Annotated in this window: 13 protein-coding genes; 6 read left to right on the top strand and 7 right to left on the bottom strand. The window is 70.7% G+C overall.

Annotation, left to right across the window (positions count from 1 at the left end; genetic code table 11):
• Window positions 1–46: 46 nt before the first annotated feature.
• Window positions 47–598, top strand: coding sequence for a hypothetical protein (locus FB471_RS29375; RefSeq protein ID WP_142002904.1), 552 nt, complete (start codon window positions 47–49; stop codon window positions 596–598).
• An 11-nt stretch (window positions 599–609) separates the two neighbouring features.
• Here FB471_RS29375 and FB471_RS29370 read toward each other — a convergent pair whose 3' ends face one another.
• Complete coding sequence (locus tag FB471_RS29370; RefSeq protein ID WP_281287464.1) at window positions 610–903, bottom strand: ABC transporter permease subunit; 294 nt, start codon at window positions 901–903, stop codon at window positions 610–612.
• Window positions 904–1499: 596 nt separating this feature from the next.
• Here FB471_RS29370 and FB471_RS34290 point away from each other — a divergent pair.
• The 4 genes from FB471_RS34290 (at window position 1500) to FB471_RS29355 (ending at window position 4426) form a co-directional block, all read left to right on the top strand.
• Window positions 1500–1643, top strand: coding sequence for a hypothetical protein (locus FB471_RS34290; protein ID WP_170221047.1), 144 nt, complete (start codon window positions 1500–1502; stop codon window positions 1641–1643).
• 406 nt (window positions 1644–2049) lie between these two features.
• On the top strand, window positions 2050–2511 hold the full coding sequence (locus tag FB471_RS29365; protein ID WP_246076782.1) for a helix-turn-helix domain-containing protein: 462 nt from the start codon (window positions 2050–2052) through the stop codon (window positions 2509–2511).
• Window positions 2512–2626: 115 nt separating this feature from the next.
• A complete protein-coding gene (locus FB471_RS29360; RefSeq protein ID WP_142002900.1) occupies window positions 2627–3154 on the top strand; it encodes a hypothetical protein in 528 nt (175 codons plus the stop codon).
• A gap of 69 nt (window positions 3155–3223) precedes the next feature.
• Window positions 3224–4426, top strand: coding sequence for an MAB_1171c family putative transporter (locus FB471_RS29355; RefSeq protein ID WP_142002897.1), 1203 nt, complete (start codon window positions 3224–3226; stop codon window positions 4424–4426).
• Between the two features lie 33 nt (window positions 4427–4459).
• Here FB471_RS29355 and FB471_RS29350 read toward each other — a convergent pair whose 3' ends face one another.
• Together FB471_RS29350 and FB471_RS29345 are read right to left on the bottom strand one after the other, a co-directional pair.
• Window positions 4460–5860: an amidase gene (locus FB471_RS29350; protein WP_211358285.1), complete on the bottom strand. Its 1401-nt coding sequence runs from the start codon at window positions 5858–5860 to the stop codon at window positions 4460–4462.
• 290 nt (window positions 5861–6150) lie between these two features.
• Complete coding sequence (locus FB471_RS29345) at window positions 6151–6669, bottom strand: 2'-5' RNA ligase family protein (RefSeq protein ID WP_142002895.1); 519 nt, start codon at window positions 6667–6669, stop codon at window positions 6151–6153.
• A 26-nt stretch (window positions 6670–6695) separates the two neighbouring features.
• Between FB471_RS29345 and FB471_RS29340 the strand changes: the two genes are divergently transcribed.
• Window positions 6696–7583 carry an alpha/beta fold hydrolase gene (locus FB471_RS29340; RefSeq protein WP_142002893.1) on the top strand — a complete coding sequence of 296 codons (888 nt, stop codon included), beginning with the start codon at window positions 6696–6698 and terminating at the stop codon, window positions 7581–7583.
• A gap of 19 nt (window positions 7584–7602) precedes the next feature.
• On the opposite strand, the gene FB471_RS29335 is transcribed toward FB471_RS29340, so the two are convergent.
• The 4 genes from FB471_RS29335 to FB471_RS29320 are packed head-to-tail and all read right to left on the bottom strand — an operon-like array spanning window position 7603 to window position 12731.
• Window positions 7603–8229, bottom strand: a complete 627-nt coding sequence (locus FB471_RS29335; RefSeq protein WP_142002891.1) for an alpha-ketoglutarate-dependent dioxygenase AlkB family protein — start codon at window positions 8227–8229, stop codon at window positions 7603–7605.
• A 33-nt stretch (window positions 8230–8262) separates the two neighbouring features.
• Complete coding sequence (gene recQ, locus FB471_RS29330) at window positions 8263–10110, bottom strand: DNA helicase RecQ (RefSeq protein WP_142002889.1); 1848 nt, start codon at window positions 10108–10110, stop codon at window positions 8263–8265.
• On the bottom strand, window positions 10107–11654 hold the full coding sequence (locus FB471_RS29325; RefSeq protein WP_142002887.1) for a sugar ABC transporter ATP-binding protein: 1548 nt from the start codon (window positions 11652–11654) through the stop codon (window positions 10107–10109). Before FB471_RS29325 ends, recQ begins: the two co-directional genes overlap by 4 nt.
• Complete coding sequence (locus FB471_RS29320; RefSeq protein ID WP_142002885.1) at window positions 11655–12731, bottom strand: sugar ABC transporter substrate-binding protein; 1077 nt, start codon at window positions 12729–12731, stop codon at window positions 11655–11657.
• Between the last annotated feature and the right edge of the window lie 12 nt (window positions 12732–12743).

Here is a 12743-nt window from a genome sequence, read left to right as displayed (position 1 = left end):
TCGCAGGGGTGGAAGTGCACTCGGGATGTGCCGAACGGGGTGGCGAGTGAGAGAGCGGGAGCTGCGGCGCCGGTGCCGTGAGCTGTTGCGCGCGTTGGATATCCGTCCACCGCTGGATGTCGAGGAGCTGTGCCGGCGGGTGGGGGAGCGGCGCGGGCGGGCGATCAGGCTGGTGCCGCACCCGATTCCGGTTCCCGGACCGTTCGGCGCCTGGATCGCGGCCAGGGATGCCGACTACATTCTGTACCAGCAGGAGACCACCCACGCGCACCAGCGGCACATCATCCTGCACGAGCTCGGGCACATCCTGGCCGGTAGCGACAGTGACGAGCGGGACGACGAGCTGCTCACCGAGCTGTACCCCGGGGTCGATCCCGGGGACCTACGTGCGCGTTACCCGGATCTCGATCCCGAGGCGGTACGCAGAGCGTTGCGGCGGACCGGATACCGCAGCGAGGACGAGCGCCGGGCGGAGACGGTGGCCACGATCATCCTGGAGTGGGCCGCGGTCCTCGACCGGGTCGCCCCGGCCGCTTCGGCGGAGGCGCCCGCCCAGCGGATGGCCGCCGCCCTCGGCGATCGGGTGGGGTGGCTGTGAGAACCGGTGGCTCACCCCATTATCGCCCCCGCGGTGAGCCCGCGCATGAACTGTCGCCGCATGGCGAGGAAGGCCACCACCGAGGGCAGTAGCGCAAGCAGCGCGCCGGCCAGCAACATCCCGGAACCCACCTCCTCGTCGCTGCGCGGGGTGCGCAACGCGATCGGCAGGGTGTACTGGCCGGGTTCGGTGGCCACGATCGGCGGCAACAGGTGCTGATCCCAGATCATGGTGAAGCCGAAGACGGCGATCACCGCCAGCGCGGGACGGCACAGCGGCAGCACCACCGACCAGAAGGTGCGCAGCGGCGACCACCGGGAGGAAGGGGGCGGTCCGGACGAACCACAGATGTCGGGCCCTGCCTTCGACCGCCAGCGCGAGTATCAGGCCGAACACGATGGAGCCGATCGTGGTGCCCGCGGCCAGCAGCAGGGTCTGGCCGATGGTCCGCAGGAAGCCGGGGCTGCCGACGACCTCGCCGTAGTTGTCCACCAGGCCCACCCACTCGTTACCGAGGAACGGCCGCACCTCGTAGAAGCTCATCCCGATGGCCCTGCCGATCGGGATGAGCTTGAAGTACAGGAACAGCAGCAGCGCGGGCGCGAGGAACAACCAGGGCACCAGACCGCGCCGCGCCGCACCACGCCCGCCCGGCGTTCCCGCTGGTCGGCGCGGCTCAACGCGCGAGCACCCCCTGCTTCCTCAGCTTCCTCGGTGAACCGGCCTGCCAGTTCGGTCATCCGCTGCTGCGGTCGCGCGGAGCAGTCGGCGGCCACGCGTTGATCGCCTCGGCGGACTGCTGGCGCAGCGATGTCCAGTTGGGCACGTTCGGCACGTAGCGGCCGTAGGGTCGTAGACCTCGTCGAACACCGACCAGCGCTGGTCGGAACGGATCTGGGACATGTCCACCTCGGTGTTCACCGGGAGCCGCACGAAGGCGCCGTCCTCGTCACCGGCCATCGCGATGCGCTGGCCTTCCGGCGATGCGGCGAACGCGGCGAAGGCGCGCTGCCCCTCGGGGCTGGCCGAACCCGCCATCAGGTAGACGTTCTCGCCCTCGGCGAGACCGGCCCTGCCGCCACCCGGCCCGGCCGGGGCGGTACCACCTCGTACCTGCCCGCGCCCAGGTTCCGGTCGAACCACCGCAGCAGGTACGGCCCGGTGGACTCGGTGAACGCAGCGACTTCTTTGCATATGTGGACGCCATGCACTGACGTGAACGTTGTTCGATGTGAAGCTCGGTCACCGAGGGTGTGCCGGTCAACGGCTGGTGAGGGATTTGTAGACAGAAACGGCCGGGCACCTACCCCCAGGAGATGCCCGGCCGTTTATCTCGGTTTACGTCCGAGGTGGATAGCATAAGCCGGAGCTGCGATACTCTCAACTGATGTAAACGAGCTAGGCTGTAACTCACTACTGGCATGAGTGTTACTGGGGAAAGGTTGCGCGACATGACTGAGGGGCGATCGCTCGCGCAGAAGCTCGATCACCTGCTCACGGTGGTGCATCCCGCCGACCGTGGCCCGTACAGCTACGAGGAGGTCGCGCAGGCGATCAAGGCCAAGGACGGCCCCACCATCTCGGCCGCCTACATCTGGCAACTCCGCAAGGGCCTGCGGGACAACCCGACCAAGCACCATCTCGAGGCGCTCGCCGACTTCTTCGGTGTCCCGGTGGCGTACTTCTTCGACGACGCGCAGGCGAAGCTGATCGACGACGAGATCGAGATCCTGCAGGCGATGCGGGACGCCGAGGTCCGCGATGTCGCCTTGCGGACGATGAAGTTGAGTCCGGAGGCGCGCCGTTCGGTGGTCAACATCATCAGCGAGCTCGGGCGGTACGAGGACCGCTCGACCGGCCCCCGCCGCCGCAGGCGGGGTAGTAGTGCCGCCGCGGAGGCGGACGAAGCGTGACATGATGTCCGGCGGGCGGGATCGTGGTGAGGGGAGGCACCAGGCCGCCTGTATGAGGCTGGCCCGGACAGCGGATCCGCCTCTGGCGGGGGCTGTCGGGAGGAGTGACACCGCCGTGCGTTATGCGGAGTTGCGGCGACGCAGCGAGGCACGGGTGCGCGAGCTGGAACGTTCCGTCGGAATCCCGGTGCCGCTGGACGTCGATCAGTTGGTGGATCGGCTGGAGCAGCACCGGGGCAGGCCCATCGACCTGTATCCGACGGCCCGGGCCGCGGGCGGAACCTGCGGGATGTGGGTGCGGGAGGCCGACCGCGACGTGATCGTCTACGCCGCGCAGACCAGCTCCCTGCACCAGGACCACATCATCCTGCACGAGGTCGGCCATATGATCGCCGAACACGAGGGCGAGTGCCTGCTCAGCGTCGGCGACGCGGCCCGGATGGCTCCGCACGTGCGGCCGGAGCTGATCGAGCACCTGTTCGCCCGCTCGGCGTACTCCAGCGAGGACGAGCAGGAGGCAGAGATGATCGCCTCCCTGCTGTGGCAGCAAGCCGGTAGCCGGCGCGCCCAGCTGACCGACCGCCCCCTGCCGCCCGAGGTGGCCGAGCGGATGGCGCGGGTCAAGGACATCTTCGGTTTCTGAGCGTGCCCGGTAAGCTACCTCGCCGCTGGGCGTCGCGTTCGGCGAGAAGACGTCGAGAAGACGGGGAGTATGGTCAGCACACTGTTCATCCTGGTCGCGCTCATCGCGTTCCTCCTCGCCGGGCTGGCGTTCCTGCGGCGCAGGCGGGGGCCACGGAAGCCGACCCAGGCGCCGATGATGGTGATCCTGCTCGCACTCGGGGCGGCGTTCTTCTTCCTGGCGCCGGCGGTGCAGGCGGTGGAGAGCCGGATCATTCCGAGCCTCGGCAGGCTGCTGTCCAATGTCTGCACGCTGATCGCCGCGTATGGCTTCCTCACCCTGATGCGCCACGTCAGCCACCCGCCGGAGCGGGCCAGGGCACACTCGCGGTGGCGGCTGGGCGCGTTGCTCGCAGCGCTCGCGGTGTTGACCGCGATGTTCTTCCTGAGCCGGGTTCCGGAGGGAACCGGGATCTTCACCGGTCTCTACCGCGAGCAACCGACCCTTGCGGTGTACACCCTGGTCTACTCGGCCTATCTCGGTGTCGCGCTGGTGGACCTCGGCTGGCTCGGGGCGGGCACCATCCGGCACGCGCGTGGGTATCTGCGGGCGGGCATGATCCTGGTGTTCACCGGGTGCCTGCTCGGCCTGGCGTACGTGGCGCAGAAGGTGGTCAGTGTGCTCGGCGAGGTGCTCGGCGCCGGGCCACCGGCCGAGGCGCTGTGCGCCGGCCCGTTCTCCACCGTGGGCTGCACCTTCGCGGTGGGTATGCCCGCGCTGTCCGTGCTGGCGATCATCCTCGGCGCCGCGATCCCCGCGCTGGGGCCGCGGATCGCCGGCCTGCTGCGGTGGCCCGGCCAGTGGCGGGCACACCGGCGGCTGTATCCGTTGTGGCGGGCGCTGTACCGGGCGGCCCCGGAGATCGCGTTGACCTCACCACAGGCGGTGCAGGGAGACGCGCCGCGACACGACATGGGTTTCCGCCTCTATCGCCGGGTGATCGAGATCCGGGACGGGCTGCTGATCCTCGCCCCCTACCGCGACCCGGATGGCACGGCCGCACACCGCCGGGCCGCGGAGGCCACCGGCCTGAGCGGCCCTGACCTGGATGCCGCCGTCGAGGCTGCGGACATCGCGGCGGCCCTGCGGCGCAAGGACGCGGGTCCACCCGCCGCCGAGGAGGACACCCGGCGGGAACCGGCCGAGGAGTCGGACCTGGCGGCCGAGGCCGCCTGGCTTGCCCGCGTCGCGACGGCATTCGCCGCGTCAGGCCGTACCGCCGTACCGCCGTAGTGCCCCAGCTCGGTTCGCCTGGTCACCCCGGGTCTACGGGCGTGCCTGGAACCCGGGCAGCACGCCGGCGCGCTCGAGACTCCCGGCGATCCCGAGCAGCCGCGCTTCCGACCATCGGGGTCCGACGAGCTGGGCCCCGATGGGCAGCCCGTCCACCTCGCTGAGCCCCGCCGGAACGGCCAGCCCCGGTAGCCCGGCGAGGTTGGAGAACGCCAGGAGGCGCTCCTGGTCGGGGTAGCCGGTGAGGGTCACCGTGTCGTTCCCGTTCCCGCCGCGGCCCTCGCCGTGGGGGAACGCGGTGGACGCGGCGGCGGGCAGCAGGAGCGCGTCGATACCGGCGAAGAACTCCTCCCACTCGCGGATGAACGCGTCGCGCCGCTGCAACGCCCTGAAGTACCACAGCAACGTGCGTTGCTCGTCCGGCAGCGGGGCGTCGGGATCGGCGGCGCCGATGAGCGCGGCGAACAGGTCCGCGAAGAGTGTCTGCTGCCCTTCCCAGTCCACGTCCGGCAGGGCCTGCTCCACCCGTGCCCCGGCCTCGGCCGCGTCCTCCGCCAGCCGCACGATCCGCGCTCGCACGTCCGGGGCGACGTCCGCTCCGGGCACGGTCGGCGCGACCGCCAGCCGCAGGCCGGCGAGCGGGCGCTCTTCCGGGGTGTCGAGTGGCACCGGCGGCACGTCGCTGTCGCGGCCGTCGGGACCGGAGATCAGGTCCAGGGCGAGCCGGAGGTCGTCGAGATCGCGCGCGAGCGGGCCGATGCAGGAGGCGATCCGGACTGTCCGGGGGATCCCTTCCGGCTCGCGCAGGAAGCCGGTCAGCGGTACCCGGTGCTCGGTCGTCTTCAGCCCGTAGACGCCGCAGAACGAGGCGGGCAGCCGCGCCGAACCCGCGAGATCGGAGCCGATGTCGAGCGGGGTCATGCCGGCGGCCAGCGCCGCGGCCGCCCCGCCGCTGGAGCCACCAGGGGTGCGCGCGGGGTCCCAGGGGTTCGCCGTGCGCCCGAAGATCGGGTTGGTGGTCTCGTAGTCGGCCAGCCACGGCGGCACGTTGCTATGACCGATGAGAATCGCCCCAGCGGCTCGCAGGCGCGCGGCCACGGCGCCATCTTCGTGCGGCACGCGGTCGAGTACCGTCGTGCCGACCGTCGTGCGCATTCCGGCGATGTCATGCGCATCCTTGAGGGTCATCGGCACGCCGTGCAGCGGCCCCACGCGGTGCCCCTGCCCCTGCGCCAGCGTCTCGTCGGCGGCCGCGGCCGCCGACCGCGCCCCCTCCTCGTCGAGGGAGACCACCGCCCCGACTTCGCCGTTGTACCGCTGGATTCGCGCCAGGTAGGCATCGGCGACGGAGGATGCGCTCACCTCCCGCCCCGCGATCGCCTTGGCCGTATCGCGTGCGGACCAGAGATGCATCCCGTCCTCGGAAGCTGTCACCACTCAGGCTCCTCATTCGGTGTCGATCAGCAGGTACGCCACGAGCCTGCTACCTCGACCGCGCCAGAGGTCAAGTCCGGCGGCCTCCTTTCCCTGGTGGTGCAGCAGATTGCGTCTGGGTCTTCGTTTCGGGTCCAGGAAGGCGGGTGGGATGACTCCGGGAGTCCGTTGCGCATCCGGACGTGCCACTCGGTGTGGTGTCGATGCCGAAAGTCCTGTTCACAGGCTCACCATACCGTATAATCGACCGTATGTTCGAGTCGCGATCGGGTGGTGATGGAGCGGCGTCGCTAGGGGCCACCACCGAAGGGGAACCGGGCCCGCACCGTCCAGCGATCGGTGTACACCACCAGCCAGGCCTCCTCGAGTCGGGTGCGTACGGGGAGGTAGGGCCCGACCTGCCGCTCGATCTCGCCGGCGACCGGCTCGTCGATCCCCATGGCCACGGTCAGGTGCGGGGGTGGATCGCCGAACGCGCCGCCGTAGGGGAGCAGGCCCGGCCAGTGCCGCCGCACGGTGGTGGAGAGTTCCCGGACAGCGGTCGGCGGCTCGGGCGGCAGGTACACGAAACCGGGTTGCCGTGCGCAGCCGGGGAAGCCGACCTCGGCGGGCGCCCGCTCCGCGAAGATCGACTCCAGGGTGCCGACCGTGTGGTCGTCGAGCTCGTCCGCGGTCAGGAACGGATACAGTACGGACAGGTGGGCGGGCACGTCCCGCACGATGCCGGGGTGCCGTTCCCGCACCGCGTCGAGTAGGGGATCGGCCGCCGGTACCGGGATCACCACGGCGCTCTTGCCTGGTTGCGGCATGGGTCCTTCCTACCGGAGGTTCGTACATGACACGAGTGCACGGCGAACGTTTCCGTACGGTCGGCGAGCTGCGGCTGTGCTACCAGACCTTCGGAGATCCGGCCGAACCCGCCTGCCTGCTTGTCATGGGGCTCGGCTACCAGCTGATCGCCTGGCCGGACGAGTTCTGCGAACTGCTCGCGGCCAGGGGCCTGTGGGTCATCCGGTTCGACAACCGGGACTCGGGGCGGTCGACTCACCTCACGGGGGCACCCGCGCCCGCGCCACTCGCCGTGCTGACCGGGCGGGCGAGGGCGCCCTACCGGTTGGCGGACATGGCCGGGGACGCCGTGGGCCTGCTGGGCGAACTCGGGATCGAGCGGGCGCACCTGGTCGGCGTATCGATGGGTGGCATGATCGCGCAGACCGTTGCCGCGCACCACGGCTCGCGGGTGCGCTCGCTGGTGTCGATGATGAGCACCACCGGCAGCAGGCGGGTCGGACTGCCCAGTCCTCGGGTGCTTCCGTTCCTGCTCGGTCGCCCGTCCGCGCAGCCGGCGGCCTACGTCCGGCAGGCCACGCGGCTGAACCGGGTCGTCCGTTCGCCCCGCTTCGCCGCCGATGAACCCGCGGTGCGGGACATGCTGTGGCGCAATCTCGAACGGGGGATGAGTCCGGACGGGTTCGCCCGCCAGGTGGCCGCGGTACTCGCCTCCGGGGACCGGACCCGGGCGCTCGGTCGGATCACCGCGCCGACCCTGGTGGTGCACGGTGCGGCGGACCGGATGATCTCGCCTTCCGGCGGGCGGGCCACCGCGCGCGCGATCGCCGGTGCCGACCTGCTGATGGTCGAAGGGATGGGGCACGACCTGCCGCGCGAGCTGTGGCCCCGGCTGATCGACGCGATCACCGGGAACGCCGTGCGGGCAAGCTGACGTGGTCCACATCGGACGGTCAGCGTACCCCGCGCGGCCGGAACTGGACGCTGATCCGCGGCCCGACCGGCCCGCTCGTCTTGGGAATGGCGTGTTCCCAGGTGCGCTGGCAGGAACCACCCATCACGATGAGGTCACCGTGCCCGAGTGCGTGCCGAACCGTGCGGCCACCACCGCGGGGGCGCAGCAGCAGCGCCCTCGGCGCGCCGAGGGAAAGGATCGCCACCATGGTGTCCTCGGTTCCGCCCCGCCCGACGGTGTCCCCGTGCCAGGCCACACTGTCCCGCCCGTCGCGGTAGTAGCACAGGCCCGCCGTGCGGAACGGCTCGCCGAGCTCGGCGGCGTAGTGCCCGCTCAACGCGGCCCTGGCCTCGGTCAGCACCGGGTCCGGCAGCGGGTGGTCCTCGCCGTAGAAGCACAGCAGCCGCGGCACCGACACCACCCGGTCGTACATCCGGCGGCGTTCGGCCTGCCACGGCACCTGCCGGGCCAGCGTGTCGAACAACGCGTCCGCCCCGGTCAGCCAGCCGGGCAGCAGGTCGATCCACGCGCCGTCGCCGAGCGTGGTGCGCCGGATCGCGCCGAGCGAGCCCAGCCCGGCCGTCGTGGTCCCGTCGAACAGCGAACCTTGTAGTGCGGGTGGCATGCCCCCAGCCTACCCGAAGATCGAACGTCTGTTCTATCGCTCGGCGAGGGTGTCCAAAATCTGCTGCCCGTACTTGGTCAGCTTGCTGTCGCCGACGCCGCTGACCGCGCCGAGTTCGGCCAGCGTGCCGGGCGCCTCGGTGGCGATCTGCCGCAGGGTCGCGTCGTGGAAGATCACGTACGCGGGCACGCCCTGCTCCTTGGCGGTGGCCGCCCGCCAGGCGCGCAACTTCTCGAACGCTCCGGCGGCATGCTCGGGCAACTCCGCGGGCGCGGCCTTGCGGGACTTCGTCGTGCCCGAGGCTCCCGCGCCCGACCCTGCCCGCTGCGGCTCGCGCCGCAGCAGCACGTCCCGCTGCTTGCCGAGCACCTCGCTGCTGGCGTCGGTGAGCACCAGCGTGCCGTAGTCGCCCTCCACCGCCAGCAGCCGCTGTGCCAGCAACTGCCGCACCACCCCGCGCCACTCGCTCTCGTGCAGTTCGGTGCCGATGCCGAACACGGTCAGCGCCTCGTGCCGGTGCTGGGTGACCTTCGGGGTGTTCTTGCCGAGCAGGATGTCGATGATCTGGCCCGCGCCGAACTTCTGCCGCCGCTCCCGCTGTAGCCGGAACACGGTGGACAGCAGCTTCTGCGCGGCGACCGTGCCGTCCCAGGACTCCGGCGGGCTGAGGCAGGTGTCGCAGTTGCTGCACGGGCTGCCGTCCTGGCCGAAGTAGGCCAGCAACTGCACCCGTCGGCACTCGACCGTCTCGCACAGCGCCAGCATGGCGTCCAGGTGGGTGGCCAGCCGGCGCTTGTGCGCGTCGTCGCCCTCGGAGATGTCGATCAGCTTGCGCTGCTGCACCACGTCCTGCAGCCCGTAGGCCAGCCACGCGGTGGCCGGCAGGCCGTCGCGCCCCGCCCTCCCGCTCTCCTGGTAGTAGCCCTCCACCGACTTGGGCAGGTCCAGGTGGGCGACGAAACGTACGTCCGGTTTGTCGATGCCCATGCCGAAGGCGATCGTGGCCACGATGACCAGGCCGTCCGCACGCAGGAAGCGGGCCTGGTTGGCGGCGCGGTCGGCCTTGTCCATCCCCGCGTGGTAGGGCAGCGCCTCGATCCCGTTGTCCACGAGGAACTCGGCGGTCTTGTCCACCGACGCCTTGGAGAGGCAGTAGACGATGCCGGCATCCCCGGCGTGCTCGGTGCGCAGCAGGTGCAGTAGCTGGCGCTTCGGCTCGTTCTTCGGCACGATCCGGTACTGGATGTTCGGCCGGTCGAAGCTGGCCACGAAGTGTCGCGCCCGCTCGAGGTTCAGCCGGGAGGCGATCTCGGCGTGGGTGACCTTGGTCGCCGTCGCGGTCAACGCGATCCTCGGCACCGAAGGCCAACGTTCGTGCACTGTGGACAGTTCGAGGTAGTCCCGGCGGAAGTCGTGCCCCCATTGGGACACACAGTGTGCCTCGTCGATCGCGAACAGCGCCACCGTGCCCCGGTCGAGCAGGTTCAGTGTGGACGCCATCAGCAGCCGCTCCGGCGCCAGGTACAGCAGGTCGAGCTCCCCGGCGAGGAACTGGGCCTCGACCGTCCTGCGCTCGTCCGGGTCCTGCGTCGAGTTCAGGAACCCCGCCCGCACCCCGAGGTCGGCGAGGGCGTCCACCTGATCCTGCATCAGCGCGATCAGCGGGGACACCACGATGCCCACCCCGCCCCGCACCAGCGCGGGAATCTGGTAGCAGAGCGACTTGCCGCCGCCGGTCGGCATCAGCACCAGTGCGTCGCCACCCGCGACGACGTGCTCGATGATCTCCTGCTGCTCACCTCGGAACGAGTCGTAACCGAAGACACGCCGCAGAACCTCGGTGGCGTCGCTGGTCGCGGGCGCGGTGCCGGATGAAGTCACCCTGGCGATTCTACGAGTCGCCCCTCGCCAGGTACGTCCGGCACCTCTCCGGTGTTCATCGCGTGCAGCACCGCGTGCGGGGTGATCTCCGCGCCGCGCAGGGTGGCGCACAGCCGGTTGCGGTGGAACACCAGCACCCGGTCGCACAGCAGCGGGAACTCCTCCAGGTCCGTCGAGCACAGCAGCATGATCGTGGACTCACCGACCTCGGTGCGCAGCAGCGAGTAGATGTCCTCCTTGCTGCCGATACCGACCCCGCGGGTCGGGTCGTCCAGCAGGATCACCTTCGGTCGCGACTCCAGCCACTTGGCCAGCACGACCTTCTGCTGGTTGCCGCCGGAGAGCATCCCGCAGGTGACGTCCGGATGCGGTGCCCGGATGCGCAGCCGGTCGGCGATCGTCGCGGCGCGGCTGCGCAGCGGACCCGCCCGGATCAGCGCGCCGTCCCGTGCCAGCGCCACGGACCGGATCTGCGCGATGTTCTCCCACACCGGCTTGTCCAGCATCAGGCCGAGCCTGCGCCGGTCCCCGGACACCAGCGCAACGCCAGCGTCGATCGCGGCCCGCAGCTTCCGCGGTGCCGGCGAGCCGTCTGGCATCCGTACCCGGCCCGTGGCGGCCCTGCGCAGCCCGGCGACCACCTCGAGCACCGTGGTGTGCCCGGATCCGACCAGCCCGGCGAGACCGACCACCTCGCCCGGCTCGGCGGCGAAGCTGACCCCGGACAGCCGCCCAGGCACGGAGACCTCCTCGAAGCGGAGTGTCCCCTCGGTACTGTCATGGTTCCCGGCCGTGGTGCGGGTCGGCGGCCGTTGCTGCTGGTGCTGGCGGCCGAGCATGGCGGCCACCACGTCGGACAGCTTCAGCTCGGCGCGCGGCACCCCGGAGAGCACCGTCTCGCCCTCGCGCAGCACGGTGATCTCGTCGCACAGTGCCATCACCTCCTCCAGCAGGTGGGACACGAACACCACGGCCACCTGCCGGTCGCGCAACGTTCGCAGGATGCCGAGCAGTCGTTCGGTGCTGGCGGCCTCCAGCGCCGAGGTCGGTTCGTCCAGGATCAGCACCTTCGGGTCGGTGAGCAGCGCCCTGGCGATCTCCACCAGCTGCCGCTGCGCCAGCGACAGTTGCCCGACCGGTTGCCGGTGGTCGACCTCGAGGCCGAGCTGGTCCAGCACGGGCCGCGCCCGCGCGAGCATGGCGCCCCGGTCGAGCAACGGGCCCCTGCGGGCCTCCCGCATCGGGTAGAGGTTGGCCAGTAGGTCGAGGTCCGGGAACAGGTTGAGCTCCTGGGACACGGCGGCCACCCCGTGCGCGGCCGCGTCGGCCGTGGAGGCGAAGGACATCTCGCGCCCGTCAAGGGCGAGCGAACCGCTGTCCGGGCGGACGGCACCCGTGATGATCTTGATCAGGGTGGACTTGCCCGCGCCGTTCTCCCCGAGCAACGCGTGCACCGAACCACCGCGCACCCGGATACCCGCCTCGTGCAGGGCACGTACGCCACCGTAGGCCTTGGCGACGCCGTGCACGTCGAGCACGCTCATTCAGTTCGCCTCGTCCAGCGGACGCAGGTGTGCCTGCGGGTCGGCGACCTGGGCGGTGGCCTCGTCGGCGAACCACTCCTTGCGGGCGGCCTCGTTCTCCTGGCGCGCCATGATCTCGTCGATGTTCTCCGAGTTGATGATCAGCGAGCCGGTGTTCCACCAGCCCTGCGGCAGCGGCTCGCCGGTGCGCGCGCTCTCCGCCAGCATGCGCACCGCCACGTAGCCCTTCAGCCAGTGCTCCGGTGAGGCCAGCGCCGCGACGTAGCCGTCTTTCACTCCGAGCAGCGCCTGCGGGTCGGGGTCGCAGGAGCCGACAAGGAAGCGCTGTCCGGTGTTCTTCTGGATCAGCGAGAGGGACACCGCGTCCGAGGCACCCGCCCCGATGTAGGCGATGGCGTCCGGGTGTGCCTTCACGATGTCGTTCCACTTGTTGAAGTTCACCGAGGGTTCGGAGCCGGCGTCGAACGGGCCCCGGATGCTCAGCCCGGGACGTTCCTGTTCCAGCACTTCCTGGGTGCCGGCGAGCCGTTGCTCCAGCAGCGCCAGGCCGGGGATGTCGTTGCCGAGCACCACGTACCCTTCGGCGTCCTCCGGGATGTGCTCGAGCAACTCCCTGCCCAGCTCCCGGCCCAGTTCGGTGTTGCTGTTGCCCACGTAGAGCCCGACGTCGGTGCCCTCGGGCGGTACGGTGTCCACCGCCACCACCGGGACATCGGCCTCGTTGGCCTGCCGCAGCGGGCGGACGAACAGGTCCGGAGTGAGGGTCTGCAGCGCGATCCCGTCGGCGGAGGTGCGGATCGCCGACTGGAACTGTGACACCTGCCCCGGGCCGTCGATGCTGGAGGGCGCGTTCGCGGTCAGCTCCACCTCACCGGCGTCGGTCGCGGCGGCCTGCGCGCCGAAAGCCATTTCCTGGAACGGGTTCTGCGAGGTCGACGCGTAGCTGAACGCCAGCTGCAGCGTGCCGTCCTGGCTGTCGTCGCCCCCCGATGGTGACTGGCAGGCCACCAGCAGGAGTGCGCAGGCCCCGGCCGCCAGCCGGGTACGGGGCTTCGTGGTGCGAGGATGGACCACCATGATCTCGTTTCC

The sequence above is a fragment of the Amycolatopsis cihanbeyliensis genome, from assembly GCF_006715045.1.
Classification (GTDB): Bacteria; Actinomycetota; Actinomycetes; order Mycobacteriales; family Pseudonocardiaceae; genus Amycolatopsis; species Amycolatopsis cihanbeyliensis.
The sequence above is the reverse complement of the archived record's forward strand: the minus strand, read 5'-3'. Positions and strand labels throughout refer to the sequence as shown.

Excerpts from the sequence above, each read along its gene's own strand:
- FB471_RS34290 (WP_170221047.1), top strand. The coding sequence starts at position 1,500 with ATGTCCACCTCGGTGTTCACCGGGAGCCGCACGAAGGCGCCGTCCTCG.
- FB471_RS29365 (WP_246076782.1), top strand. The coding sequence starts at position 2,050 with ATGACTGAGGGGCGATCGCTCGCGCAGAAGCTCGATCACCTGCTCACG.
- FB471_RS29355 (WP_142002897.1), top strand. The coding sequence starts at position 3,224 with ATGGTCAGCACACTGTTCATCCTGGTCGCGCTCATCGCGTTCCTCCTC.
- FB471_RS29345 (WP_142002895.1), bottom strand. The coding sequence starts at position 6,669 with ATGCCGCAACCAGGCAAGAGCGCCGTGGTGATCCCGGTACCGGCGGCC.
- FB471_RS29340 (WP_142002893.1), top strand. The coding sequence starts at position 6,696 with ATGACACGAGTGCACGGCGAACGTTTCCGTACGGTCGGCGAGCTGCGG.
- FB471_RS29335 (WP_142002891.1), bottom strand. The coding sequence starts at position 8,229 with ATGCCACCCGCACTACAAGGTTCGCTGTTCGACGGGACCACGACGGCC.
- FB471_RS29325 (WP_142002887.1), bottom strand. The coding sequence starts at position 11,654 with ATGAGCGTGCTCGACGTGCACGGCGTCGCCAAGGCCTACGGTGGCGTA.
- FB471_RS29320 (WP_142002885.1), bottom strand. The coding sequence starts at position 12,731 with ATGGTGGTCCATCCTCGCACCACGAAGCCCCGTACCCGGCTGGCGGCC.